Origin of the sequence: Mycobacterium kyorinense, assembly GCF_001672775.1 — a bacterium.
Taxonomy (GTDB): Bacteria; Actinomycetota; Actinomycetes; order Mycobacteriales; family Mycobacteriaceae; genus Mycobacterium; species Mycobacterium kyorinense_A.
This window is the reverse complement of record NZ_LZKJ01000074.1, coordinates 1-24,624: the sequence shown is the minus strand read 5'-3', so window position 1 is coordinate 24,624 and position 24,624 is coordinate 1. Positions and strand designations below refer to the sequence as shown.

25 protein-coding genes are annotated in these 24,624 nt (G+C 65.4%); 14 read left to right on the top strand and 11 right to left on the bottom strand.

The window, feature by feature from the left end:
* Positions 1 to 142 precede the first annotated feature (142 nt).
* Genes fabG1 through A5707_RS07595 form a run of 3 tightly spaced genes read left to right on the top strand, consistent with a single transcriptional unit; the run spans position 143 to position 2,767 of the window.
* A complete protein-coding gene (gene fabG1 / locus A5707_RS07605; protein ID WP_065013895.1) occupies positions 143 to 874 on the top strand; it encodes a 3-oxoacyl-ACP reductase FabG1 in 732 nt (243 codons plus the stop codon).
* 23 nt (positions 875 to 897) lie between these two features.
* Complete coding sequence (gene inhA / locus A5707_RS07600) at positions 898 to 1,707, top strand: NADH-dependent enoyl-ACP reductase InhA (RefSeq protein ID WP_065013894.1); 810 nt, start codon at positions 898 to 900, stop codon at positions 1,705 to 1,707.
* Between the two features lie 4 nt (positions 1,708 to 1,711).
* Entirely contained in the window at positions 1,712 to 2,767 is a 1,056-nt protein-coding gene (locus A5707_RS07595) for a ferrochelatase (RefSeq protein ID WP_065013893.1), read from the top strand.
* Here the strand turns inward: A5707_RS07595 and A5707_RS07590 are convergent.
* The gene (locus A5707_RS07590) at positions 2,733 to 3,584 is read right to left on the bottom strand and encodes a hypothetical protein (RefSeq protein WP_065013892.1); all 852 of its coding nucleotides are present in this window, start codon (positions 3,582 to 3,584) and stop codon (positions 2,733 to 2,735) included. The genes A5707_RS07595 and A5707_RS07590 overlap by 35 nt on opposite strands.
* A 58-nt stretch (positions 3,585 to 3,642) precedes the next feature.
* Here A5707_RS07590 and A5707_RS07585 point away from each other — a divergent pair, with 58 nt between their 5' ends.
* The 3 genes from A5707_RS07585 to A5707_RS07575 are packed head-to-tail and all read left to right on the top strand — an operon-like array spanning position 3,643 to position 5,606.
* Complete coding sequence (locus tag A5707_RS07585; RefSeq protein WP_065013891.1) at positions 3,643 to 4,077, top strand: NfeD family protein; 435 nt, start codon at positions 3,643 to 3,645, stop codon at positions 4,075 to 4,077.
* Positions 4,078 to 4,094: 17 nt separating this feature from the next.
* Positions 4,095 to 5,237, top strand: a complete 1,143-nt coding sequence (locus A5707_RS07580) for an SPFH domain-containing protein (protein ID WP_065013890.1) — start codon at positions 4,095 to 4,097, stop codon at positions 5,235 to 5,237.
* Between the two features lie 12 nt (positions 5,238 to 5,249).
* Positions 5,250 to 5,606: a DoxX family protein gene (locus A5707_RS07575; RefSeq protein WP_065013889.1), complete on the top strand. Its 357-nt coding sequence runs from the start codon at positions 5,250 to 5,252 to the stop codon at positions 5,604 to 5,606.
* A 909-nt stretch (positions 5,607 to 6,515) separates the two neighbouring features.
* On the opposite strand, the gene A5707_RS07565 is transcribed toward A5707_RS07575, so the two are convergent.
* On the bottom strand, positions 6,516 to 7,010 hold the full coding sequence (locus tag A5707_RS07565; protein WP_065013887.1) for a nitroreductase family deazaflavin-dependent oxidoreductase: 495 nt from the start codon (positions 7,008 to 7,010) through the stop codon (positions 6,516 to 6,518).
* A gap of 23 nt (positions 7,011 to 7,033) precedes the next feature.
* Complete coding sequence (locus tag A5707_RS07560; RefSeq protein ID WP_065013886.1) at positions 7,034 to 7,660, bottom strand: TetR/AcrR family transcriptional regulator; 627 nt, start codon at positions 7,658 to 7,660, stop codon at positions 7,034 to 7,036.
* Between the two features lie 55 nt (positions 7,661 to 7,715).
* Between A5707_RS07560 and A5707_RS07555 the strand changes: the two genes are divergently transcribed.
* On the top strand, positions 7,716 to 9,119 hold the full coding sequence (locus tag A5707_RS07555) for an MFS transporter (protein ID WP_082969320.1): 1,404 nt from the start codon (positions 7,716 to 7,718) through the stop codon (positions 9,117 to 9,119).
* Between the two features lie 11 nt (positions 9,120 to 9,130).
* Here the strand turns inward: A5707_RS07555 and A5707_RS07550 are convergent, their stop codons facing one another.
* A complete protein-coding gene (locus A5707_RS07550; protein WP_065013885.1) occupies positions 9,131 to 9,841 on the bottom strand; it encodes a hypothetical protein in 711 nt (236 codons plus the stop codon).
* A gap of 24 nt (positions 9,842 to 9,865) precedes the next feature.
* Positions 9,866 to 10,174: a helix-turn-helix transcriptional regulator gene (locus A5707_RS07545; protein WP_065013884.1), complete on the bottom strand. Its 309-nt coding sequence runs from the start codon at positions 10,172 to 10,174 to the stop codon at positions 9,866 to 9,868.
* Positions 10,175 to 10,396: 222 nt separating this feature from the next.
* On the opposite strand from A5707_RS07545, the gene A5707_RS07540 reads away from it, so the two are divergent.
* Positions 10,397 to 11,980 carry a DUF7159 family protein gene (locus tag A5707_RS07540; protein WP_156657667.1) on the top strand — a complete coding sequence of 528 codons (1,584 nt, stop codon included), beginning with the start codon at positions 10,397 to 10,399 and terminating at the stop codon, positions 11,978 to 11,980.
* 20 nt (positions 11,981 to 12,000) lie between these two features.
* Here the strand turns inward: A5707_RS07540 and A5707_RS23125 are convergent, their stop codons facing one another.
* The 3 genes from A5707_RS23125 to A5707_RS07530 all read right to left on the bottom strand — a co-directional run bounded on the left by A5707_RS23125 (position 12,001) and on the right by A5707_RS07530 (position 15,605).
* On the bottom strand, positions 12,001 to 12,744 hold the full coding sequence (locus A5707_RS23125) for a hypothetical protein (protein WP_232000657.1): 744 nt from the start codon (positions 12,742 to 12,744) through the stop codon (positions 12,001 to 12,003).
* 140 nt (positions 12,745 to 12,884) lie between these two features.
* Positions 12,885 to 14,018: a PPE family protein gene (locus A5707_RS07535; protein WP_065013882.1), complete on the bottom strand. Its 1,134-nt coding sequence runs from the start codon at positions 14,016 to 14,018 to the stop codon at positions 12,885 to 12,887.
* A gap of 828 nt (positions 14,019 to 14,846) precedes the next feature.
* Entirely contained in the window at positions 14,847 to 15,605 is a 759-nt protein-coding gene (locus A5707_RS07530) for a TVP38/TMEM64 family protein (RefSeq protein ID WP_065013881.1), read from the bottom strand.
* Positions 15,606 to 15,725: 120 nt separating this feature from the next.
* Between A5707_RS07530 and mutA the strand changes: the two genes are divergently transcribed.
* The 4 genes from mutA (at position 15,726) to A5707_RS07510 (ending at position 22,170) form a co-directional block, all read left to right on the top strand.
* Complete coding sequence (gene mutA / locus A5707_RS07525; protein WP_065013898.1) at positions 15,726 to 17,564, top strand: methylmalonyl-CoA mutase small subunit; 1,839 nt, start codon at positions 15,726 to 15,728, stop codon at positions 17,562 to 17,564.
* A gap of 5 nt (positions 17,565 to 17,569) precedes the next feature.
* Entirely contained in the window at positions 17,570 to 19,858 is a 2,289-nt protein-coding gene (gene scpA / locus A5707_RS07520) for a methylmalonyl-CoA mutase (protein ID WP_065013880.1), read from the top strand.
* A gap of 4 nt (positions 19,859 to 19,862) precedes the next feature.
* Positions 19,863 to 20,852, top strand: coding sequence for a methylmalonyl Co-A mutase-associated GTPase MeaB (gene meaB / locus A5707_RS07515; protein ID WP_065013879.1), 990 nt, complete (start codon positions 19,863 to 19,865; stop codon positions 20,850 to 20,852).
* 100 nt (positions 20,853 to 20,952) lie between these two features.
* Positions 20,953 to 22,170, top strand: coding sequence for a serine hydrolase domain-containing protein (locus A5707_RS07510; protein WP_331713125.1), 1,218 nt, complete (start codon positions 20,953 to 20,955; stop codon positions 22,168 to 22,170).
* Here A5707_RS07510 and A5707_RS07505 read toward each other — a convergent pair.
* A complete protein-coding gene (locus A5707_RS07505; protein WP_065013877.1) occupies positions 22,167 to 22,379 on the bottom strand; it encodes a dodecin in 213 nt (70 codons plus the stop codon). The two genes, A5707_RS07510 and A5707_RS07505, sit on opposite strands and share 4 nt — an antisense overlap.
* Positions 22,380 to 22,491: 112 nt before the next feature.
* On the opposite strand from A5707_RS07505, the gene A5707_RS07500 reads away from it, so the two are divergent.
* Together A5707_RS07500 and A5707_RS07495 are read left to right on the top strand one after the other, a co-directional pair.
* The gene (locus A5707_RS07500) at positions 22,492 to 22,710 is read left to right on the top strand and encodes a type II toxin-antitoxin system CcdA family antitoxin (RefSeq protein ID WP_156657665.1); all 219 of its coding nucleotides are present in this window, start codon (positions 22,492 to 22,494) and stop codon (positions 22,708 to 22,710) included.
* Entirely contained in the window at positions 22,707 to 23,108 is a 402-nt protein-coding gene (locus A5707_RS07495) for a type II toxin-antitoxin system VapC family toxin (RefSeq protein WP_331713122.1), read from the top strand. The genes A5707_RS07500 and A5707_RS07495 overlap by 4 nt, the downstream gene beginning before the upstream one ends.
* Before the next feature lie 9 nt (positions 23,109 to 23,117).
* Here A5707_RS07495 and A5707_RS07490 read toward each other — a convergent pair whose 3' ends face one another.
* Together A5707_RS07490 and A5707_RS07485 are read right to left on the bottom strand one after the other, a co-directional pair.
* A complete protein-coding gene (locus A5707_RS07490; RefSeq protein ID WP_232000656.1) occupies positions 23,118 to 23,813 on the bottom strand; it encodes a cupin domain-containing protein in 696 nt (231 codons plus the stop codon).
* Between the two features lie 148 nt (positions 23,814 to 23,961).
* A complete protein-coding gene (locus tag A5707_RS07485) occupies positions 23,962 to 24,297 on the bottom strand; it encodes a hemophore-related protein (protein ID WP_065013896.1) in 336 nt (111 codons plus the stop codon).
* Between the last annotated feature and the right edge of the window lie 327 nt (positions 24,298 to 24,624).

Genomic DNA, 24,624 nt, shown 5'->3' with positions numbered 1-24,624 from the left:
TCCTGGCGCTGGCCGCCTTGGCGGCGCTGCTGATCAACCGCAGATTACCTACTTAACGTGCCGCCGAGTGGCCACTTAATGCACGCGTCCGCCCAAAAGACGTGTCACAAGTGGCCGCTCGGCGATGCGATAGGTTGTCCGGGTGACTGATACGGGGAGGCCACCGTTCGTATCCCGTTCCGTTCTAGTGACGGGCGGAAACCGCGGGATCGGTCTGGCCATCGCACAGCGGCTGGCCGCCGACGGCCACAAGGTGGCCGTCACCCACCGCGGCTCCGGGGCACCCGACGGGCTGTTTGGCGTCGAGTGTGACGTCACCGACAACGACGCCGTCGATCGCGCCTTCACACAGGTCGAAGAGCATCAGGGTGCGGTCGAGGTGCTGGTGTCCAACGCCGGCATCTCCAAAGATGCATTCCTCATCCGGATGACCGAGGAGCGGTTTGAGGAGGTCATCAACGCCAACCTCACCGGGGCGTTCCGGGTGACCCAGCGGGCATCACGCAGCATGCAGAAAAAGCGGTTCGGCCGGATCATCTACATCGGCTCGGTTTCCGGTAGCTGGGGCATCGGCAACCAGTCCAACTACGCGGCCGCTAAAGCCGGTCTGATCGGCATGGCCCGCTCGATCTCCCGCGAGCTGTCCAAGGCCGGGGTGACCGCGAATGTCGTGGCCCCCGGCTACATCGACACCGAGATGACCCGCGCGCTGGATGAGCGGATACAGGCCGGCGCACTGGAATTCATCCCCGCCAAGCGAGTCGGCACCGCCGCCGAGGTCGCCGGGGTGGTCAGCTTCCTGGCCTCCGAGGACGCGAGCTACATCGCCGGCGCGGTCATCCCCGTCGACGGCGGCATGGGCATGGGCCACTGAAGACACAACAACTTAGGACGGACATGGCAGGACTGCTCGAAGGCAAACGGATCCTGGTCTCCGGGATCATCACCGACTCGTCGATTGCATTTCACATCGCCAAGGCGGCCCAGGAAGCAGGCGCGCAACTGGTGCTGACCGGTTTTGACCGGTTGCGCCTGATCCAGCGGATCGCCGACCGGCTACCGGAGAAGGCGCCGTTGATCGAACTCGACGTGCAGAACGAGAAGCACCTCGACTCGCTTGCCGAGCGGGTGACCGCCGAGATCGGTGAGGGCAACAAGCTCGACGGTGTCGTGCATTCGATCGGTTTCATGCCGCAGACGGGAATGGGTATCAACCCCTTCTTCGACGCGCCGTATGAGGATGTCTCCAAAGGCATTCACATCTCGGCGTATTCCTACGCCTCGCTGGCCAAGGCGCTGCTGCCGATCATGAACCCCGGCGGCTCGATTGTCGGAATGGACTTCGACCCGACCCGCGCGATGCCCGCGTACAACTGGATGACGGTGGCCAAAAGCGCACTCGAATCCGTGAACCGGTTCGTGGCGCGAGAAGCGGGCCAGTATGGTGTGCGGTCCAATCTCGTTGCTGCGGGCCCGATCCGGACGCTGGCTATGAGCGCCATCGTCGGTGGCGCCCTCGGCGAAGAGGCCGGCGCCCAGATGCAGCTGCTCGAAGAGGGCTGGGACCAGCGCGCGCCGATCGGATGGAACATGAAGGATCCGACACCGGTCGCGAAGACGGTATGCGCGCTGCTGTCGGACTGGCTGCCGGCCACCACGGGCACCATCATCTACGCCGACGGTGGCGCTAGCACCCAATTGCTATAGAGCAATGGACTTTGACGCCGTCCTGCTGCTGTCCTTCGGCGGACCCGAAGGCCCCGAGCAGGTGCGGCCTTTCCTGGAAAACGTCACCCGCGGCCGCGGTGTGCCGCCGGAGCGCCTCGACGAGGTCGCCGAGCACTATCTGCATTTCGGCGGCGTGTCGCCGATCAACGGCATCAACCGCGCGCTGGTCGCCGAACTGCGCGCCGAACTGGCCGACCGTGGCGTGGATCTGCCGGTGTATTTCGGTAACCGCAACTGGGAGCTCTACGTCGAAGATGTCGTCGCGACCATGCGGGACAACGGGATTCGCCGCGCCGCCGTGTTCACCACGTCTGCGTGGAGCGGTTATTCCAGTTGCACGCAATACGTCGAGGACATCGCCAGGGCGCGGACAGCAGCCGGCCCCGGCGCGCCCGATCTTGTGAAATTACGGCCCTACTTCGACCACCCGCTGTTCGTCGAAATGTTCGCCGACGCCGTCGCCGCTGCCGCGGACACCGTGCCGCCGGATGCGCGACTGGTGTTCACCGCACACTCCATCCCGGTAGCTGCCGACCAGCGCTGCGGTCCGCGCCTCTACAGTCGCCAAGTCGGCTATGCCGCAAGGCTGGTGGCCGCCGCAGCCGGATACCGGGACTATGACGTGGTCTGGCAGTCGCGATCGGGCCCGCCTCAGGTCCCGTGGCTGGAACCGGATGTGGCCGACCATCTTTCAACGCTCACCGGTAGCAAATCCGTGATCGTCTGCCCGATCGGCTTTGTCGCCGACCATATCGAAGTGGTGTGGGATCTCGACCATGAGCTGAGGGAGCAGGCCGACGCGGCGGGCATGGCGTTCGCGCGGGCCGCCACCCCCAACGCGGATCGCCGATTCGCGCGGCTGGCGCTCGACCTGATCGACGAATTGCGCGACGGCCGCCGCCCCACCCGTACGGCGGGTCCCGACCCGGTGCCTGGCTGCGAGGCGAGTGTTAACGGCATCGCCTGCGGGCCACCGCACTGCGCAGCCGAGTGGTCGCCCGCGCTCAGCCCTGCCACGCCGACTGCAGAATCGCGCTGATCGCGGCCATCCGCGCAGAACGCACCACGGTAGCCAGCGGTCGCAACGCGTCATCGGCGATCTGCGCCTCCGAGGACGACTGCGTCCGGACGCGGCTCAATTCCGCGCTGACCGTCACGATCGCGTCGACGTGCGCCGCGGTCTCCAAGACCCGCACGGCACGCCGCGGCGCATGGTCGGGAATGCGGTGACAGCGCGTGGTTTCCAGCTGCTGCTCGACGAGCCCACGCGGGTCGTCGACATCTGAGCCGGTGGAACCAAGCCCGATCGCGCCCAGCGCTTCGGCGGCCGACCGTACCGCTGACCGCAGCCCATACTCGGCATCGCCGAGCTCGTCATGCCCGGCTACCGGCAAGCCGCTCAGCGAGTACACCGTCCACGACAGCGCACCCGATTCCCGGGCATCGGTGTCCGCGTCGTCACTTCCGAAATCGGGGACCAACCCGACGGCCACCGTGGAATCGTCGCGGTCAGACACCACTACCGCCTCACCGGCCGCCAGCGCGTCGCGCTCGAACTGTGTGCCGGCAGCCAGCCCACGAACGTCACCCGGCACCGGCAAAACCAGGTTGATCGCCGGCGCCGACATCGGCGGCCGGCCGGCCGCCGTGCGCAGAGTTTGCAGCAGCGACATCGCGCCGGCGTCGTCCAAATCCGGCCAGGGCAGGCCAGTATGCCCAGCCGCGACGGCGTCGTAAGCGGTGACTGATTGCGCTGGCGCCCAACGTGATAACGCATCGAGGACATCGTCGGGCGCGGCCCTGCCGGCGAGCCACGCGTTGGCCCATACCGACAGCGAAGCGCTGGGGCACCACATGATCCGCAGTCTAGTTGTTGTTCGTCGTGACCGACGGGTCGCGCGTTATCCTGGCGGCATGCCCGCCGCCCTGATTTGGCTGATCGTCGCGCTGGGCCTCGCTGGTGCCGAGGCGCTGACCGGCGACATGTTCTTGCTGATGCTCGGCGGCGGGGCGCTGGCGGCGGCCGGAACCAGTTGGCTACTGGACTGGCCGGTCTGGGCCGACGGCGCGGTGTTCGCAGTGGTTTCGGTGCTGCTGCTGATCTTGGTCCGACCGGGACTACGGCGACGGCTGGCTCCTGCCAAAGGTGCGCCGACCGGTGTTCAGGCGCTGGAAGGCAAAAGCGCGCTAGTCCTTGATCGGGTTGCCCGCCATGAGGGCCAAATCAAGCTGGGCGGCGAAGTCTGGACGGCACGGCCGTTCAACGACGGCGACGTCTACGAGCCCGGCGACCAGGTGACCGTGATGCATATCGACGGAGCCACGGCCGTGGTCTGGAAAAACGTCTAACAAAGGGAGTCGGGAAAATGGAAGGTGCAGCTGCCGGTTTGGTGTTTCTGGCCGTCCTGGTGATTTTCGCGGTCATTGTGGTGGCCAAGTCCGTCGCGCTGATCCCGCAGGCCGAGGCGGCCGTGATCGAGCGGCTGGGCCGCTACAGCCGCACGGTCAGCGGGCAGCTGACGCTGCTGGTGCCGTTCATCGACCGCATCCGCGCCCGCATCGACCTGCGCGAGCGGGTGGTGTCGTTTCCGCCGCAGCCGGTGATCACCGAGGACAACCTGACCTTGGCCATCGACACCGTGGTCTACTTCCAGGTCACCAACCCGCAGGCAGCGGTGTACGAAATCAGCAACTACATCGTCGGCGTCGAGCAGTTGACCACCACCACGCTGCGCAACGTGGTCGGCGGGATGAACCTCGAGCAGACCTTCACCTCCCGTGATCAGATCAACCAGCAGTTGCGCGGTGTCCTCGACGAAGCCACCGGTCGCTGGGGTCTGCGGGTGGCCCGCGTCGAGTTGCGCAGCATCGACCCGCCGCCGTCGATTCAGGCGTCGATGGAAAAGCAGATGAAGGCCGACCGGGAGAAACGGGCAATGATCTTGACCGCCGAAGGTCAGCGGGAATCGGCGATCAAACAGGCCGAGGGACAGAAGCAGGCGCAGATCCTCCAGGCCGAAGGCGCCAAGCAGGCCGCGATCCTGGCCGCCGAGGCCGATCGGCAGTCGCGGATGCTGCGTGCGCAGGGGGAGCGGGCGGCTGCCTACCTGCAGGCCCAAGGGGAGGCCAAGGCAATCGAGAAGACCTTCGCCGCGATCAAGGCCGGTCGGCCCACCCCGGAGTTGCTCGCCTACCAGTACCTGCAGGTGTTGCCACAGATCGCCCAAGGCGAGTCGAGCAAGGTGTGGGTGGTGCCCAGCGACTTCGGTTCAGCGCTACAGGGTTTCACCAAGCTGCTGGGCGCGCCCGGCGAGGACGGGGTCTTCCGCTACCAGCCCTCACCGGTCGAGGATGATCTGCCCAAACCGGAGGACGACAGCGACGAGATCGCCGACTGGTTCTCCACACAAACCGACCCGAAGATCGTCGAGGCGGTGGCCAAAGCCGAAGCCGACGCACGCAAGCCGGTGGAGGGTGTGATCGGTGTTCCGCCGGAACTTCACCAGTAAAGGATCCGTGAAGTGACTACCTTGACATCGCCGAAAACCTATGCGGCGCTGGCGGTTTTCCAGGCCAGTGATGCGGTGGCATGCGCCATCCCAGTGCCCTACATCGCCAGATCCCTTGATACGCTGGGGGTTCCGCAAACCATCCGGTGGATCCTTCCGGTGGCCAAAGCCGCCTCCGTCATTGGGCTGCTGTCGGTTACCCGGATTCCGGGGCTTGCACGGCTGACGACGGCGATGCTGACGCTTTACTTTGTACTCGCTGTCGGCGCGCACATCCGTGCCCGCGACCGGGTCGTGAATACGATTCCGGCAGCGTCATTTCTGGCGACCTACGCAGTGTTGACGGCGAAAGGTCCGAGTCGAGGGTAGGCCCCCCGGTGTGAACAACTAACGGCTGCCGCGGAAACCGTTGTGCTGATTCCGCGGCAGCCGTCGTTGCGGTGATCAGGGACCAGGTGGCCCGGGTGGACCGACTGGCCCGGGCGCTCCGGGCGCTCCAGGCGGCCCAGGCTCCGCTGGTCCCGGCGCTCCGGGCGGTCCAGGCGGTCCAGGCGGCCCTACCTCGGCTGGCCCCGGCGCTCCGGGTGGTCCGGGTGGCCCAGGCGGCCCGACCGGTCCTCCGGGTGCTCCGATGGGACCGGGTGCACCGATCGGTCCGGGTGCGCCGACCGCGCCAGGCGGTCCGGGTGCCCCGATGGGGCCGGGCGCTCCGACCGCGCCGGGCGGTCCCGGTGCCCCGATCGGTCCGGGTGCTCCGATGGGTCCTGGCGGTCCCGGTGCGCCGATCGCCCCGGGCGGTCCGGGTGCTCCAACGGGTCCGGGTGCGCCGATGGGTCCCGGCGGTCCGGGTGCCCCGATTGCCCCGGGCGGTCCGGGCGGTCCGGGCGGGCCAGGTGGTCCTGGCGGTCCCGGCGGGCCAGGCGGCCCCGGCTCCCCGGGCTGTTGCGGAAATGCGATGGCCGGAGTTTGCTCTCCGGCGGTGGTTGCTGCGGCCGGAGCCGCAATCCCGGTCGCGGTGATGACGGCGCCGACGACCAGCCCGGTCATACCGGCGCCAATTGTGCCTAGTGGGAGACGTCCAGCTCGCTCGCGCAGATCCTCGAGCAGGTCGTCCTGGTGGGCACCGTTGGCAGCGGCCGTGCGTCTGCCAACGTGCTTCTTGTCGTGACTCATGAGGTTTCCCCAATGGTCGGTGGTTTGCTGATAGGGACGGTGGTACCCCGCCTGGATGAAGTGAAACCACGAAATCTTCGCCGACGAAAATCGCTCGCCACGACGTCAGGGCCGCGCATCGAGTCGCAGTTCGACGATCGGCAGCGGTGTGTCGGTTTCGGTGATCGGGGCGCCCAGCGTCTGCTCGAGCACGGGCTTGAACTGTTCCCAGGCGCGCGGGCGACGGGAGATGTATCCGGCCAGCGCCTGATCTGCCTCCGCCTTATTCAGCACCCGCGCGGTCGCGGGCGCGGGCGCGCGGCTGCCCACGTAAACCCGCACGTGCGGGTTGGCCCGGACATTGCGGAACCATTGGGCTTTGTCCCCGAAGCCCGAGGCGACGACATAGCGGTCGGACGCGGGATGGCCGATGACTTCCAGTACGACGTAGCGCCGGGCCCCGGTTTTGCGACCGATGTGCTCGAGCATCAGCAGACGTGAGCCCAACAACGCTCCGGCACGGGCCTTGTACATCCAGACCGGCGCGCGCACGAGTCGGCGCGACCGCAGGATCCGTGCGCCGAGCGTCGCCAACAGCGAGGACGGGTGTGTGGTGGACATGGGACTTTCCCTTTCTTCGCGGATTAGACGTCGCTGCCGAGCCCGTCGCGGTAGATAGCGAAAACTTCGCCGGCCCAACGTGTTATGCCTTCCGCCGAAAGCGGGTCGACGCCGAGCACCTCGGCCAGCCGCGGACGCAGGGTCAGCACCGCCAGGTCGTTGACCAACAGGAAGGCCGCCCGCATGTCGGGGTCCGCACCGGGGCTAGCGGTTCCGGCGGCGATCATGGCATCGAGGATGGTGCGGCTGAGCCGGTGCAGGCGGGCGAATAAGGCCGATCCGGCTGCGCCGCCGCTGATCAGCAACCGGCTCAGATAAGCCGGGATCGCCGAGTCCGGCGGCAGGTGGGTGGCCAGGCCGTCGAGCATGCTCGGCACTGTGGCCGGATCCAGGCCGGAAGCTGCGGTGCGCGTGGTCATTTCGGTCAGCACCGCCTCGAGACTGCTGACGACGTGATCGTCGACCGCCGCCACCAAACCGTCCTTGGAGCCGTAGTGGCGCACCAGCAGGGCCGGTGATACCCGTGCCGCAGCGGCGATATCGCGCATGGTGACGCCGTCCGGACCGCGGGCGGCGAACAGCGCCAGCGCCTCGTCGCGGATACGGGCCCGCGCAGTGCGGTCATCCGGCGACGGCGACGGTAAATGCATGTTTACAATTGTAAACAATTGTTTAGTACGCGCCAAGTGGGTACCTCACCTGTCGATGAACACGACACGCCGCTTCCGACGGAAGAAGTGGTCGCGCGACGAGATCCAGGTCGCCGAACCCGCCGCCACCCACCGGTCCATCCAAGGCACCGCGATCGGCAACTTCATGGAGTGGTACGACTTCGGCGTCTACGGCTATATCGCCACCACGATCGCCAGGGTGTTTTATCCCGGCAACACCGCCAGTGCGGTCCATCTCATCGCGACGTTCGGGACGCTGGCGGCCGCGTTCGCAGTGCGCCCGTTGGGCGGCTTCTTCTTCGGCCCGCTCGGCGACCGCATCGGTCGCAAGCGTGTGTTGATGATCACGATTTTGCTCATGACGACCGGCACGACCGCGACGGGATTGCTGCCCGGCTACCAAACCATCGGCATGTGGGCGCCGATCCTGCTCGTCGTGGCCCGAATGTTTCAGGGCTTCTCGACCGGCGGTGAATTCGTCGGCGCCATGATCTACGTCAGCGAGCACGCACCGGACCGCAGACGCGGCATGATGGGCGGATTTTTGCCACTGGGTTCGCAGGGCGGTTATGTGGCCGCGGGGGCGCTGGTGACCGCATTACAAACCTGGCTTCCGGCCGGCGAGATGCTCAGCTGGGGCTGGCGAATTCCGTTGCTGCTCAGCGCCCCGCTTGGTCTGGTCGCGCTGTATATGCGCCTGCGGCTCGAGGAGTCTCCGGCGTTCGAAGAGATGAGCGACCGCGACAAGGCGTCCAACGACAGTGGCGGACAGCAATTTCGGCGCACTGTGGTAGAGCAGTGGCGGCCATTATTAATCTGCATAGGCCTGGTGTTGGCGTACAACGTCGGCGATTACATGCTGACGGGGTTCATGCCGACGTACTTGCAGACGATCGTGCGCATCGGTCGCACCGCCGGCCTGGTGATGATCGTGGCGACCTTGATGACCCTGATGATTGTCGTGGTGTTCGTTGCACGATTGTCCGATCACATCGGCGTCAAACCGATCATGTGGACCGGCTGCGGGTTGCTGGTCGTCGCGTCGATCCCGGCGTTCATGCTGCTGGGCTCGGGCGCCAGCTACCCCGTGATGTTCACCGGAGTGCTGCTCATCGGGGCGATGGTGCTCTGTTTCGACAGCACTGCGCCCTCGGCGCTGCCGGCCCTGTTTCCCACCAACGTGCGCTACGGGGCGCTGGCGATCGGATTCAACATCTCGATTTCGGCGTTCGGTGGCACCACCCCGCTGATCGCCCAGGCCCTGATATCCGGCAGCGGCAACGTGATGGCGCCGGCGTACATGCTGATCGGCGCGGGTCTGGTGGGCGCGGTCACGTTGCTGTTCACCCCGGAAGTAGCCGGGAAGCGGCTGCCGGGCTCGCCGCCTTCGGTCGAAACCGAGGATGAGGCAAGGGAATTGGCTAACGAGGTGGAGTAGTCGGCGCAGGGCTAAGCCGGTCCGAACCAGGCGACTTTGGCTCGCCAAGAGCGAGCAGACCCGTAGGCGAAGCCAGTCGCGCCCAGACATGCGCACAGCCAGACCGGCAGCGTCACGTCGATGCCGGCCCAGGCGGTACCCATCTGGATCACCGCGGCGGCAATGCCGAATGCGGCCGAGGCAAGGTAGAGGTCGACGGTCGCTCTCGAGCGAGGATCGCCACGCAGGATCAGTAGCACTTTGGTGGCGTAGCCGAGCAAGTACAGGAGCAGGCCGCCCAGCACCAACCAGTAAGCGCCGAGCCAGACGGTGCTCACGTGCGCGGGGAACAGGTCCAGGTGATAGCCCTCGTCGGCGGCGACGAACATCGAAATGAGCAGCGCAACACCGAGACACACCGGCCTGTCGATGTGCCGTCGGAATAGGCCCTGCACTTTGCTTTGATCAGTGAGGCGTGCCAGTGCGTGGTTGATGATGGCGGTGACCGCGATGATCGCGCAGATGTGCCCGAGCAGGTCTTCCACATTCCATCGCCGAAACGCCCAGTGCAGCGGCGGGCCCAGGGCCGACGATGCCCACGGCGACATGAGCAGCACAGCGCAACCCTGCAGGGCGATATTGAGGCTGGCGCCGGCCTCCCAGCGGGATCGCCAGGTGTGTCGTCGAATCCACAAGCTGCTCAGCACCACCATCAAGGTGGCGGCGATGAGCATGGACATCATTGTTACGGTCCCCGGGCCCGGTGGTTAAACCGGCGGCTTGGTGGGGTCCGGGCGAAGATCACGCAGTCGAGGCACCTCGGGATCTGACTCCACGTATTCGGTGACCGCCTCCGGTTCGATCAACCCGTAGCGGACCTGCAAGTCGACTGGATTCAGGCCGAAGTATCGGGCCACCTTGATCAGATTGTCGGCGCTGATGAGCCTGCCCTCGCGTGCCGCCTTGTAGTAAGCGGACTTGCGATAGCCGAAGGCCTCGTAAACTTCGGTCGCGGCCAGCGGTCTGCCGACCAGGTAGGGCAAGACCACCGCCGGGTCCTTATCGCGGTCATCCACGATCTTGAACTTTAGACCTCCGGACAACGTTGCTGCTCCTCCGCCATGCAGAGTTGGCGACCCGATTGGCCGCCGTCAGGGAAAAATCGGGCTGACCGGCGCGGATTGTGGCCGGCGCGCGCTGTGTTGATGGAGTGGGTCATGACGCTATGGTGGTAGCCGGCGGTTTCGCGCGCCGTCATCCGAGGACCGCCGAGCTAGCAAACTAGCGGGGGAGGATCAGTGGATATCGTCCTGGGTATGTCGATGGCACCCGAGACGGTCCGTATGGTGCTGGTCGAGGGGGAAAACGCCGACGGGACGACCGTCGACAAGGACGACTTCGAGGTAGCCGCCGGCGACGACTCGGCAAATGCTGGAGCGGCCGATCAAGTGATCGCCGCCATTCTGGGCACCCGGGAGAGCGCGGCCGAAGGCGACCACCATCTCGCCTCCACCGGGGTGACCTGGACGGATCCGGTGGAAGCTGCGGCGCTGCGCGACGCGCTGGCCGCCCACAAGGTCGAGAACGTCATGTTGGTCTCGGCCTTCTTGGCCGCAGCCGCCCTGGCTCAGAGCGCCGGCAGCGCTGTCGGGTATGCGCATACCGGGCTGCTGTTCCTGGAGCCGGATACTGCGACGTTGGCGATTGTCGACACCGCTGACGGCTCCATCGTCGATGTACGCCGACAGCCGATGCGCAGCGCCGACGCGCCCGCCGCGTTGACCGAGATGATGGACGGGCTCGACACGCTGAATGGGCGACCGGACGGGGTTTTCGTCGTCGGCTGCGGCGTCGACGTCGCAGCGATCAAGCCACAGCTGGAGACCGCGACCGCTCTCCCGGTCAGTGGTCCCGACGATCCAGAGACGGCGCTGGCTCGGGGCGCGGCATTAGCGTCGGCCAATTCGCCGCTGTTCGCGTCATCGACGACCGCGTTGGCCTATTCGCAAGTCCATGACTGGACGACGGCTGAGCGAATCGATGTCTCCGCCGACACCGGCATGACCGAAATCCGTGCCTACAGCATTGCAGCCGACGACGGCACTTTCGCCGCAGCAGATGGCGAGCTCGGCGCTGACGAGAACGACTACGGACGCAGGCCGTTTTTGGTAGCGCTCAGCGTGATGATGGTCTTTTTCGCCGGGATCTTGGCGCTGGTGGTTTCGCTGGCTGTTGCCGTGCGCCCAGCGGTCAGTCAGCAGCCGAGCCCGGGTCGAAATCTGGTTGCCCCGGCTCAGCAGGCGCCTGCGCCTGCTCCCGACGCCAAAAGTCAAGTGCCTCCACCAGAGTCGCTGAACAAAGTCGAACCGCCGGCGCGCGAGGCGCAGCCGATACCGGAGAACGCGCCCGTCCCAGATGCGGTTCCGGCGGCTCCGGCCCCCGCGCCTGAGGCTTCCGCGCCGGCGCCCGTTCATGTGCCCGCTGCCTCCGTGCCCGCTCCGAACGCCCCTGCACCGGCGCCCGAAGCCCCAGCGCCCGACGCGCTGGCTCCTGTTCCGGCGGCGCCGCCGCCTGTCCCCGCGGCTCCTGCACCTGTGCCGATAGCTCCGGTGCCGGTGCCCGTGCCGGTTCCGGTGGCGCCGTTGGCGCCCCGGGTACCGCCAATCTTCCATCCGCCGGTGCAGAGCCCGCCGTCGCAGCGCCTACCGCAGCGTCCGGCTTGGCGACCGGGCGGTGGCCCGCGCGACCGAGGTGGCTGGCAGCCCGGCGGTGGTAACCGCGGCAGCGGTGGCGGTATCGGAATCGGTGGCGGTCACGGCGGCTTTGGCGGTGGCCACGGCGGTTTCGGCGGTGGCTTTGGAGGGCACGGTAGGGGCCGCTGAGCGGACCGCCGTATGGATACCTATGGGTATCTCTTCTGGTGGCGCGGATGGGCCCGATATTCCATCGATTGGTTGCGCCGCAATGGCCAACGCCTACCTGCCCAATACGCGCTCAAATAGAGAACACTAAATGTACCGATGCTGACGATTGAGATGATATAAAACTGGACCCGCTGTCCGCGCGCAACAGGGTAACCCCAGCTTCCGTCCCCGTAACCGTATCCAGCCGCAATTATTACAAATGCAGACGCTGCAATGGGTGCCATCAATGACGGCTTGTCTTCTGATTTGACGACTACACTAAGAATGCAGACAAGCAGCGCGAATATCAATAGCCACCATGTCTTCTTTGCGGTGGCAATTCCTCCGTAAGAATCAGGAGCCGGATCATAGTCGGGGTCATGGTGAAGCGATGGGCTACCGTCGGACGAGGAGTTGGGTAAGGAATCAGAGACGTGAAATGCATAAACTTTGTCGTGCACCTTGATATACGGGGTGAAAGCATAAGCAGTGACTAGCATCCAAACTATTCCGAAGAGCGCCACGCCTAAGCCCAGCTTCCAATCAGGAAGCGAAGCAAGAAATGCGCAAATCGCCGCTGATGTTGTGCCGCCCCAGTAGACGCGTCTTTCCCAGCTGCGGTCACGCTGCAAAAAGAGCTGGGGCAGCACTGCCACTGCCAACGAAACCAGTGTTGCGATGAAAAAGACTAGGGTAGTGGGTTGGTCAAGCGAGGGCGATGCCGCCGCATCAGCTGCCTGCATCCGGGTTATTCCTATCATCGCTATTCGTAAGCCACTTATAGCCATGCTCAGCCAACCATTCGCTGCCAGATGCGCCACCGGCTGATGGCGGCCCTACTTCCAAATCTAGCCAGCAGTGCGGGTGTCGTCCCGACGACGCGTCATCCGCCGACGGGCCACTGCGGAACCATGTTGGGGCGCAACAGGAATCGGGCGGCATCGGCAACACGGGCGGCACCGCGTCCGGTCATTGGCGCCATCGGCATCAGGGGTACACCTGTCGGCGCGACAACCGGCGAAGCACTCGAGCCGATGCTTGCCGTTGTCACGGCAACCGGGCTGATGACCGGCGACGCCGCTACCCAGCTCTGCGGTACCGACAACGCGCCGACAGAGGTGCCCCGGCCCAGCGCCGCCGACATCGCACCGCCAGCTCCGGCGCGCAAGCCTGACAATCCCGCTGATCCCGACACCCCCGCCGCTGAGGACAGCGTCTGAACACTGGCGCCCCCTGTCGCGCCGGCAATGTTCGCCGACCTCGCCAGTCCCGCCGCGCCGACGAGGAAACTCAACGATGACGCCACCGTTCTGGTATGTCCGCTCAGAGAATCCAGGATCGACTGAGCCGGTTCCAGCGGCGACGACGGCGATGCCAGTGCTTGCAGCGCCCGGGGAATCGCCGACGTCGACAGGATTGTGTGCATCTGCGTGCCGGCGGAGTCGCCGGCGGCTTTGGCAACCGCTGCTCCCTGGCGGGCGGCCCCGGTCGGGTTGGTGGTGGGAGGCGCGGGCGTGAACGGCGTGACCATCGATGCCATCGCGGAGCTTGCCGCATATCCGTACATCGCTGCGGCATCCTGCGCCCACATCTGCCCGTAGTGAAATTCAGTGGCCGCAATCGCCGGAGTGTTTTGGCCCAGCACGTTTGTCGACACCAACGACATCAGCAGCGCCCGATTGGCGGCGATCACCGGCGGCGGCACCGTCATCGCTCGCGCCGATTCGTAGGCACCCGCGGCGGCCCTGGCCTGCGACGCTGACTGCTCTGCGTGGCCGGCGGTGGTGTGCAGCCAGGCGATAAACGGTGCGACGGCTGCTGCCATCGACGTCGACGCCGGCCCCAACCAGGGGCCGCTGGTCAGCTGGGAGATCACTGACTGGTAGCTCATGGCCGTCGTGTGCAGCTCGGCGGCCAGGCTGTCCCAGCCCATCGCAGCCGTCAGCATCGGTCCTGAGCCGGGTCCGGCATACATGCGTGCGGAATTGACTTCCGGGGGCAGTAATCCAAAATCCATGTTTGCCAGCCGCTTTCAGCCGGTCGAGATCGGGCGAATGGTCAGGTCGAGGATGTGCTGATTAGTGACCAAAAACATGAGTTCTCCTGAAAAGTAGTTAGGGAAAGCGGGTCTCGCCGTGTTGCATGCGCCGTGACGGGAGGACGTCGAACGCCTCCCGCGAGGCGATCAGGCCGATCCGCGTGACCGGTCGCCGCAGATGCGCACCGGATCAGATGAGTCAGTTCTTGCCGGCCGTTGTGGTATGAACACGGCTCGGCTCGAAACCGATCAGCAGCGGTTGATGCAGAACTGGGTTAAAAGTTGTTGGCCCGCAAGAAAGGTGGCAGGCGCGTGCGCGCCAGCTCCACTGGACCGGTAGCCGAACGTGGCTGAAAGCGTCGGCGCAGGCGACCATCGCGATAGCGGCCACCAGCGTAGCCGCGGCGCTGTCGCACGGTGCAGTCCCAATGTGGCAGATGCCTTTTGGCTTGTCGGCGGCGAATCGTCGTCAATATCGGCGCTTTGAACGTCGTCGACGGCCTGTGACACCAATACGGGAGGCGACGGGGAAGACACCGCAATCCCGAATCGCACCAACCCATATCCGAGTATGGCAACCAGGACACAGGTCGCGACAACGAGCGCAACGGCCGACCGTTTGGGACCGTCGCGAAAACTCATAGTCATTCAAAACTATCAGGGCAGATGCCCACGAACGGTCTCGCGCGCTTCGGTCAAATCAAATACATAGAGAGAGTTCGGGGGTTCGCGCCCAAGCCGGTCATGAGACCCTTCTGGAACATGATGGCGTCGGCGATATCAGATTGGGGACGGCGCTGACTGAACTCAGCGCGCTTTGGTTGGGGCACAAGGTTTCTGTTCGGACCCGGACGCGGCGTGATGCCGACGATGGTGGCGCACCTCATAACTCAACAGCGCCGCCCCGACCAGCCCCGTGCACAACGACACCAAAAACAACAGCGGACTGAGATGGCCGGTGAGCGCGTCGCCCAGGATCACCACGGCGGCGGTTCCGGGAAACAGACCCGCAAGCGTCGCCAGCGTGTAGGGCATCACCCGCACCGCTGAGGCGCTCACGGCGTAGTTGAGTACCGAGAACGGCACCGCAGGGATCAGCCGCAGCGACACCACCGCCACCCAGCCGCGCTCGCGCAGGCGGGCGTCCAGCGTTTCGACGGCCTGATGCCGCACCAGACGGCTCAGCTGCCAACCGGCCGCGCGCACCAGCACCAACGCAATCACCGCGCTGGCCGTGCTGGCCCCCACCGCGATCGCCACCCCCAGCACCGGCCCAAACAGCAGCCCGGCGGCCAGGGTGAACGCAGTCCGTGGAAACGGGAGCACCGTCAGGACGATGTGGGCGCCCAGAAATGCCAGCGGGAACCACGGACCGACGGAGGTCGCCCAGTCGCGCAGCTGCACCGCCGTGGGTAGCGGCACCAGCAATGCCACCGCCACCAGGGCTGCTATCGCCGTCGCCGTCATGACGACCCGCCGTCTGGGCAGTTGGCGTGCGGTGGCGACGACCGTCGAAGTCACGCCCCGCAGGACGTCAACGATTTTGCTGGTCGCGCGAGCCGTCACAGCTCAAGACTACGGGCGGCTGCCCTCGGTTTCCGGGCGCCGACCGGTATCAATTAGCCTGGTTATCAAGTGGCACCCCCCGACGAAGGGGGCCACATGCTGCAACAACAGGAGCCGCCGGTGTCTCTCGATGTGTCTGCCGAGCCCGCCGACCTCGGTCAGGGCCAGGCGAAATGGCGCGCGGCAGTGGCCGGCGTGCTGGCCAAGAGCATGCGGCGCGACGCCGACGAGTTCGGCGCCGAGCCGGAGCGGCAGTTGGACACGCCGACATATGAGGGCTTCGCCATCCGGCCGCTATACACCGCATTGGACGCGCTGCCGGAAGCGTCCCTGCCTGGCGAATGGCCCTACCTCCGCGGCGGCGACGCGCTGCGCGACGTCAATTCCGGGTGGAAAGTCGTCGAGACCTTTCCGGCCACTGGCGCCGACGGCAACGCCGCTGTGCTGGCGGCACTCACCGACGGGGTCAGCGCGCTGCACCTTCGCATCGGTCGCGACGGTGTCCCGCCGGAGGAACTCGACCAGTTGCTCGCCGGGGTCTACCTCGACCTGGCCCCGATCATCGTCGATGCCGGCGCGGACTACATCGCCGCGGCCGAACGTCTGCTGACGTTGGCTGCCAGCGCAGGCAAGTCAGCGACGCTTTCCATCGACTTGGGGGCCGACCCGCTGACCGCCCCGCTGAGCGGACGGGCCTGCGCATCGCTGGACGAGGTCGTCGCGCTCGCGAACCGGGTCACTGACTACCGGGGCGTACGGACGATCACCGTCGACGGTCCGGCGTTCCACAACCAGGGCGCCAACGCCGCCTGGGAACTGGCCGGTAGCATCGCCGCGGGCGTGGCCTATCTGCGGGCGCTTGAGAAGGCAGGACTGCCGGTCGCAAAAGCGCTGCCGCAGATCAGTTTCCGGTTCGCAGCCGATGACGACCAGTTCATGACGATCGCCAAATTCCGTGCCGCCCGTCAGCTCTGGGCGCGAGTGGCCGAGGTTGCCGGCGCTCCCGCGGCCGGAGCGGCCACCATCCACGCCGAGACATCGCTGCCGATGATGACTCAGCGTGATCCGTGGGTGAACATGCTGCGCACCACCCTTGCCGCGTTCGGCGCGGGCGTCGGTGGAGCGGATACCGTGCTGGTATTGCCGTTCGACGTTGCCATCCCGGGCGGCTTCCCGGGCATGGCGAGAAGCTTCTCACGCCGCATCGCCCGCAACACCCAATTGCTGCTGCTCGAAGAGTCGCACATCGGCCGGGTGCTGGATCCCGCGGGCGGATCGTGGTTCGTCGAGGACCTCACCGAGGAGTTGGCGCAGCAGGCGTGGCAACATTTCCAGGCCATCGAGCAGCGCGGTGGATTCGTCGACGCCCGCGACTACGTGTCCGATCAGATCGCCGAAATCGCCCGGCGCCGCGCCGACGACATTGCGTACCGCCGCACCGCCATCACCGGCGTCAACGAATACCCCAACCTTACCGAACCGCCGCTGCCGCAATCGGATTCGTCGGCAGCCGTCCAGCGGTACGCGGCGGCGTTCGAGGCGCTGCGGAACCGTTCAGATGCCTACCTGGAGCGCACCGAAGCGCGCCCGCGGGTGCTGCTGCTGCCGTTGGGGCCGCTGGCCGAGCACAACATCCGAGCTACCTTTGCGGCAAACCTGTTGGCGTCCGGCGGTATCGAAGCCGTCAACCCAGGCCCGCTCGACGCCGCTGGCGTTGCCCAGGCTGTATCCGCCAACGGTTCTCCGGCGTTGGCGATCATCTGCGGCACCGACAAGCGCTACGCCACCGAAGCCGAGGCGATCGTCGAAGCAGCACGCAAGGCCGGGGTAGAGCGTGTCTATCTGGCCGGGCCGGAAAAGGCCATCGGGGATGCCCAACACCGACCCGATGACTACCTGACCGCCAAGATCGATGCGGTCGAAGCGTTGTCGAACCTGCTGACCCGGTTGGGAGCCTAGTCACCATGACCGTCCACGATGTCGCCGGCCGGCCGGCCCCAGAAACCGCTTCCGCTGTCGGTAGTTTCGCCGACGTCCCATTGCACGGCGAGCGTGCCGCTGAGCCCGCCACTGAAGCAGCGGTCACCAAGCACGTCGCTGCCGCCGCATCCGCGCACGGGTATACCCCTGACCAGTTGGATTGGCACACGCCGGAAGGCATCGTGGTCAAACCGGTTTACATCGCCGCCGACCGTGACGCAGCGGTTGCCGAGGGCTACCCGCTGGACAGCTTCCCCGGCGAGCCGCCGTATGTGCGGGGGCCCTATCCGACGATGTATGTCAACCAGCCGTGGACCATCCGCCAGTACGCCGGCTTCTCCACCGCCGCGGACTCCAACGCCTTTTATCGCCGCAACCTGGCCGCCGGGCAGAAGGGTCTGTCGGTGGCGTTCGATTTGGCCACTCACCGCGGCTACGACTCCGACCACCCGCGGGTGCAGGGGGATGTCGGGATGGCCGGTGTGGCAATCGATTCCATCTTGGACATGCGGCAGCTGTTCGACGGGATCGACCTCTCGGCGGTCAGCGTTTCGATGACGATGAACGGCGCGGTGCTGCCGATTCTGGCGCTCTACGTAGTGGCGGCCGAGGAGCAGGGGGTACCGCCGGAAAAGCTGGCCGGCACCATCCAAAACGACATCCTCAAAGAATTCATGGTGCGCAACACCTACATCTATCCGCCTAAGCCGTCGATGCGGATCATCTCCGACATCTTCGGCTACACCAGCGCGAGGATGCCTAAGTTCAACTCGATCTCGATTTCCGGCTACCACATCCAAGAAGCAGGTGCCACAGCCGATTTGGAGTTGGCCTACACGCTGGCCGACGGGGTGGACTACATCAAAGCCGGCCTGGACGCCGGCCTCAGTATCGACCAGTTCGCGCCGCGGCTGTCGTTCTTCTGGGGCATCGGGATGAACTTCTTCATGGAAGTCGCCAAACTGCGCGCCGGCCGGCTGCTGTGGAGCGAGCTCGTCGCCCAATTCGACCCGAAGAACCCCAAATCACTGTCACTGCGCACACATTCGCAGACATCAGGGTGGTCGTTGACCGCCCAGGACGCGTTCAACAACGTTGCGCGCACCTGCATCGAGGCGATGGCCGCCACCCAAGGGCACACCCAATCGCTGCACACCAATGCCCTTGACGAGGCGCTGGCTCTGCCTACCGATTTTTCGGCTCGCATCGCCCGCAACACTCAGTTGGTTCTCCAACAGGAGTCTGGAACCACCCGGCCAATCGACCCGTGGGCGGGCTCGTATTACGTGGAGTGGCTGACCTACCAGCTGGCCCAACGCGCCCGCGCCCACATCGCCGAAGTGCAAGAGCATGGCGGGATGGCCCAGGCCATCGACGACGGCATTCCCAAGCTGCGCATCGAAGAGGCCGCCGCGCGCACGCAGGCGCGTATCGACTCCGGGCGGCAGCCGGTGATCGGCGTCAACAAGTACCAGGTCGACGAAGACCACGAGATCGAGGTGCTCAAGGTCGAGAACAGCCGGGTGCGTAGCGAGCAACTCGCCAAACTGCAGGAGCTACGGGCAAATCGGGACCAGGGCGCCGTCGAGCATGCGCTGGCCGAACTCACCCGCGCCGCTGGCGAGCACGGGCCCGCCGGCGACGACGGGCTGGGTAACAACCTGATGGCACTGGCGATCAACGCGGCCCGGGCCAAGGCCACCGTCGGGGAAATCTCGGATGCGCTGGAAAAGGTGTACGGACGCCATCAGGCCGAGATCCGTACCATCGCCGGGGTTTACCGCGACGAGGCGGGAGGAGACGGAGATATTACCCCGCTTTCCAAAGCCACCGAACTGGTGGAGAAATTCGCCGAGTCCGACGGTCGACGTCCCCGAATCCTGGTGGCAAAGATGGGCCAGGACGGCCACGACCGCGGACAAAAAGTAATCGCAACCGCGTTCGCGGACATCGGGTTCGACGTCGACGTCGGTTCGCTGTTCTCAACTCCTGACGAGGTGGCCCGCCAAGCCGCCGACAATGACGTGCATGTCATCGGGGTGTCGTCGCTGGCGGCCGGTCACTTGACGCTGGTGCCGGCGCTGCGGGATGCGCTGGCCGAAGTAGGCCGGCCCGACATCATGATCGTGGTGGGCGGCGTTATCCCGCCGGGCGACTTCGACGAGCTTTACGCCGCCGGAGCCACCGCGATTTTCCCGCCCGGAACCGTCATCGCCGACGCCGCGATCGGCTTGCTGCACAAGCTGGCCGAGCGGCTGGGGTACACCCTTTAACTCGATGGCAACCGAGAACGGCGACAGCGTCGACGAACTCGCCGCCGCTGTCCGCAGCGGCGATCGTGCGGCCTTGCCGCGGGCCATCACGCTGGTGGAGTCCACCCGGGCCGACCACCGCGACCAGGCCCAGCAGTTGCTGCTGGCATTGATGCCGGAAGCCGGAAGCGCCCACCACGTCGGCATCACCGGGGTTCCCGGGGTAGGGAAGTCGACGGCGATCGAAGCGCTCGGCATGTATCTGATCGGGCAAGGGCATCGCGTTGCGGTGTTGGCCGTGGATCCGTCATCGACCCGCACCGGCGGGTCGATCCTCGGCGACAAGACCCGGATGGCGCGGCTGGCAGTGCATCCCGACGCCTACATCCGACCGTCGCCGACTTCGGGCACCTTAGGCGGGGTGGCCAAGGCCACCCGGGAAACCATTGTGCTGCTGGAGGCCGCCGGATTCGACGTGATCCTGATCGAGACGGTCGGGGTCGGCCAATCCGAAGTAGCGGTTGCCCACATGGTCGATACGTTCGTCTTCTTGACGTTGGCCCGCACCGGGGATCAGTTGCAGGGCATCAAGAAAGGTGTGCTGGAGCTGGCCGACATCGTCGTGGTGAACAAGGCCGACGGTCAGCATCTGCCCGAGGCCCGATCCGCCGCACGTGAGCTGTCCGGGGCGATTCGGTTGATCTATCCCCGCGAGACGCTCTGGCGGCCGCCGGTTCTCACGATGAGCGCGTTGGAGGGAACCGGCCTGTCTGAGCTGTGGGACACAGTAGAGCGTCATCGGCAAGTGCTGACTGAGGCGGGCGAGTTCGACGCGCGCCGCCGGGCCCAGCAGGTCGACTGGACCTGGCAGATGGTCCGCGACACCGTGCTGGACCGCTTGTTGGCCAACCCGGCGGTCCGCAAGATCCGGGCCGAGGTGGAGCGCCAGGTCATTGCCGGGGAATTAACCCCCGCGTTGGCCGCTCAGCAAATACTCAAGGTTGCATCAGGCTAACGGAAAGGTAACTTCAGACTTGTTTGCGGATGACGTCGGTAGATTCGAAGATGTGAGGCTCGAAGTCGTGGGCAACCGGCGGTCGGTACTTCCGCGCCGGGTGCACGGAGCCGCGGATCCTCACTTCGCGTGCGCCGTCCGCAGCTTTGCCAGCATGTTCCCCGGTGGTCGGTTCGGTGGCGGGGCGCTGGCGGTGTTTCTCGACGGTGAGCCGGTCGTCGACGTGTGGACCGGGTGCGCAGATCGGCGCGGACGGGTGCCGTGGACAGCGGATACGGCTCCGATGGTGTTCTCGGCAACCAAGGGCATGGCGTCCACCGTCATCCACCGGTTGGCTGATCGGGGCCTGATCGACTACGACGCTCCCGTTGCCGAGTACTGGCCTGAGTTCGGCGCTAACGGCAAAGCCGACATCACGGTCCGTCAGGTAATGCGGCACCGGGCCGGCTTGTCGGCACTGCACGGCGCCAGCACGCAAGACTTGCTGGACCACGAGGTGATGGAAGAGCGGATGGCTGCAGCGCCGGCCGGAAAGCTACTGGGCAAACCCGCGTATCACGCGCTCACGTACGGATGGCTGATGTCGGGGCTGGCGCGGGCGGTCACCGGAAAAGGCATGCGCGAGTTGTTCCGTCAGGAGTTGGCCGAGCCGCTCAATACCGACGGTCTGCACCTGGGCCGGCCGCCGGCCGACGCGCCGACACGGCCCGCGCAGATCATCACCCCGCAAAGCAGCATCCCCAACCCGCTGTTCAACGCGGTGGCTCCCAAGATCGCGGCGCTGCAGATGTCCGCCGGATTCGGCGCCATGTATTTCCCGGGCATGAGAGCTGTTGTGCAGGGCGAGATTCCGTTCCTGGACGGCGAGTTGCCCGCCGTGAACGGAGTGGTGACTGCGCGTGCTCTGGCGAAGATGTACGGGGCGATCGCCAACGGCGGCGAGATCGACGGCACCCGCTTCCTGTCCCGCGGGTTGGTTGCCGGCCTCACTGGCCGGCCGAGTCTGCGTCCAGACCGAAACATCTTCGTACCGCTGGGCTTTCACCTCGGATATCACCAGGTGCCGTTCAACTTGATGCCCGGATTCGGACACGCCGGGCTGGGCGGCTCGATCGGGTGGGCTGATCCGTCGAGCGGGCTGGCATTCGCCTTCGTGCACAACCGACTGCTGTCGCCGTTTGTTGTGGTGGATCACGCCGGGTTTGTCGCCACGGGCACCATGCTGCGGCGCGGCGCCGAGCAGGCCCGCAAACACGGCTTCGAGCGGGTGGCAGACTTCGGGGCGCCCTTCTCCGAGCCCGGAGCTGTTGCGGGCTAAGCGTCTTCGAGCCGGAATCCGACTTTCATCGTGACCTGGTAGTGCGCGACGGCTCCATTCTCGAGATGACCGCGCACCGACTGCACCTCAAACCAGTCGAGGTTGCGGGTGGTCTCGGCTGCGCGGGCCAGTCCGTTGCGGATCGCCGCGTCGACGCTCTCGGACGAAGTTCCGACGATCTCGATCACGCGGTAGGTGTGGTTGCTCATCGGGTTCCCCTATTTCCGGTCAGGATTGAAACAGTAGCCAGCACGGGCCCGAGGCGGATGTTCATTGGTCACAACGAGACACAACCGGCATCTAGTGTGTATATTAATGTGTATGGCTAGGTTGAACGTCTATGTGCCGGATGAGCTGGCCGAACAAGCGCGCACACGTGGCCTGAACGTATCGGCCCTGACGCAGGCGGCGATCTCGGAAGAACTTGCGCGGACATCGTTGTCAGCCTGGTTGGACAGTCTGCCCGCCCTCAGCCGCTCGGTCGACCATGATGCCGTTATCGCGGCTCTCACCGGCGCGCGCGACGAGTTCGGTGCGTGACTGCGAGGACTCCGCTCGAGGTGGTGGTGCTCGATGCGTCAGCCATGGTCGATTTGTTGACTGACCCGAGTGCGGGAGAATTGATTCGATTTCGACTGGAGGGCACTGCCGTTCACGTCCCCGCGCATTTTGATGCGGAGGTCTTCTCCGCGGCCGGCCGGCTTTGTCGCGCGGGCCGACTGACCGATAACGATGTAGTGAGCATTCTCGGCGTCGTGCGACGTGCTCCGTTTACGCGACACCTAGTGCACAACCTGATCGAGGGTGCATGGTCGAGGCACAACACTCACAGTCTGCTCGATGCGTTGTACGTAGAGCTCGCCGAGCAGCTGCGCGCACCCCTGATAACGACTGACCGGAAACTGGCGACGAGCTACCCACAAGCTCAAGTGCCATAGGCCCTGACGTCAAAGACTCCGGCGGGTGATGGTGATCGACTTGTCGATCTTCTTGAAGGCCGTGAAAGTCGTTGCGGGAACGCCGAAGATAGTGGCGAGGACCTCGGGTGGAAGATTGCTGATCGAAGCGCCGATCCCGATATCGTCTTTGCCTTCTTGTGTGCTGGCGTTGAAGACGATGACCAGGTTCAGATCATCGCTGCCCTTGTTCTCGAAGTAGTGCAACGATCCTTGCGGCGCGAAAACCACGTCTCCGGGACGAGCATCGAAGGTTTCGGTGTGCCCGAGTGGATCGAGCAGGGTCCAAGTGGCGGTCCCGCTGATGATCACGCTGATTTCCCAGGCGCTGGGATGCCAGTGCGGTTCCCGGATACCTCCGGGCTGCAAGGTCACAAAAACGACGCTGGCCTGCTGCCCGGTAAGGATCGGAAAATTCTCCTCGTGGGCCTGGCGGAGAAAGCCGCCGTCAAATGTGGTGGGGGACAGGGCACCCAATCGAAACAGGTGCGATTGCGAGGTGTTCAGTTCGGCGGGGATCCGTGGATCACCGAACCGGGCAGGGTCATCGGTTATCGAATCGTCCGTGGGTCCTTCGCGAAAACTGAGGGCATTGCCGGACAGCGCGCGGTCGACACCGACCCCGCCGACTGCCGCGGCACCTGCCAGGCCAGCGCTTCCGAGCATGACCCGTCTATTGATCGGCATACGCCCATGCTATGGCCGAGAACTGCCCTGTGCGGCCCCTTACCTTCCAACGAATGACGCGACGCCCCGGAACGGGACGTCGCGTCATCGCTGAGGTCATCAGCACCTGTCAGCGAGCGGCACAAGCGAGAAGCTCCTGCCTATCCGGTCAGTAGTTGTTGCAGGTGCTGAAGACTTGTGTGAGAAGGGGAATGTACTGCTGCGCCTGCGGCGAGGCCTGAACCATCTTGGCGTACTTCAAGCGCTGGGGCGGCGGCGCGGCAAGGAACATCCGAACCTGATTCTGCAGCTGCGGATTGCTGTTGAATTGCGCTGCAGTTGCCGGATCCTGCGCGTTGAGCGCTGCTGCCGCTTGGTCGTACGTGCAGGTGGTGTTGACGAAAACGTCCAGATCGGGATCCGCGGATGCGACCCCCGCCCCAGCGGTCAACGCCAATGCCAGACCGCCAGCCGCGATAGCGGATCTGGTCAGTGACCGTTTGATCATGTGTGGCTTCCTCCCATTGTTTGCACCTGATTGCACCGACTCTAACCGTCCAGTTCACATTGTGCCCGAACTTTTTATAGCCCCCCAACCGCCCACCACGCCGAGGGCGGAGACCACAACCGGCGGCCAGCGCTTAGCACACCTTACCAGTTGCAATGATACGGGTTACCGCGTCGGTGGCCTGGGGTTGTTCTCTGACGGTGAATACCTGCTGGTGACTGTGCTGGTCCGCACCGGCCCGCAGTGGCTGTCGGTTCCGGTCGAATCCTGAGCAGTTTCTTCCGGTCGAAAATTGAGCAGGTGTGTTACGGGGTTGAGTCTGCC

What these genes read in the sequence shown, in the direction of transcription:
- inhA (WP_065013894.1), top strand. Translation starts at nt 898, where the DNA reads ATGGCAGGACTGCTCGAAGGCAAACGGATCCTGGTCTCCGGGATCATC.
- A5707_RS07595 (WP_065013893.1), top strand. Translation starts at nt 1,712, where the DNA reads ATGGACTTTGACGCCGTCCTGCTGCTGTCCTTCGGCGGACCCGAAGGC.
- A5707_RS07590 (WP_065013892.1), bottom strand. Translation starts at nt 3,584, where the DNA reads ATGTGGTGCCCCAGCGCTTCGCTGTCGGTATGGGCCAACGCGTGGCTC.
- A5707_RS07585 (WP_065013891.1), top strand. Translation starts at nt 3,643, where the DNA reads ATGCCCGCCGCCCTGATTTGGCTGATCGTCGCGCTGGGCCTCGCTGGT.
- A5707_RS07580 (WP_065013890.1), top strand. Translation starts at nt 4,095, where the DNA reads ATGGAAGGTGCAGCTGCCGGTTTGGTGTTTCTGGCCGTCCTGGTGATT.
- A5707_RS07565 (WP_065013887.1), bottom strand. Translation starts at nt 7,010, where the DNA reads ATGTCCACCACACACCCGTCCTCGCTGTTGGCGACGCTCGGCGCACGG.
- A5707_RS07560 (WP_065013886.1), bottom strand. Translation starts at nt 7,660, where the DNA reads ATGCATTTACCGTCGCCGTCGCCGGATGACCGCACTGCGCGGGCCCGT.
- A5707_RS07555 (WP_082969320.1), top strand. Translation starts at nt 7,716, where the DNA reads ATGAACACGACACGCCGCTTCCGACGGAAGAAGTGGTCGCGCGACGAG.
- A5707_RS07550 (WP_065013885.1), bottom strand. Translation starts at nt 9,841, where the DNA reads ATGATGTCCATGCTCATCGCCGCCACCTTGATGGTGGTGCTGAGCAGC.
- A5707_RS23125 (WP_232000657.1), bottom strand. Translation starts at nt 12,744, where the DNA reads ATGCAGGCAGCTGATGCGGCGGCATCGCCCTCGCTTGACCAACCCACT.
- A5707_RS07535 (WP_065013882.1), bottom strand. Translation starts at nt 14,018, where the DNA reads ATGGATTTTGGATTACTGCCCCCGGAAGTCAATTCCGCACGCATGTAT.
- scpA (WP_065013880.1), top strand. Translation starts at nt 17,570, where the DNA reads ATGACCGTCCACGATGTCGCCGGCCGGCCGGCCCCAGAAACCGCTTCC.
- meaB (WP_065013879.1), top strand. Translation starts at nt 19,863, where the DNA reads ATGGCAACCGAGAACGGCGACAGCGTCGACGAACTCGCCGCCGCTGTC.
- A5707_RS07505 (WP_065013877.1), bottom strand. Translation starts at nt 22,379, where the DNA reads ATGAGCAACCACACCTACCGCGTGATCGAGATCGTCGGAACTTCGTCC.
- A5707_RS07500 (WP_156657665.1), top strand. Translation starts at nt 22,492, where the DNA reads ATGGCTAGGTTGAACGTCTATGTGCCGGATGAGCTGGCCGAACAAGCG.
- A5707_RS07490 (WP_232000656.1), bottom strand. Translation starts at nt 23,813, where the DNA reads ATGCCGATCAATAGACGGGTCATGCTCGGAAGCGCTGGCCTGGCAGGT.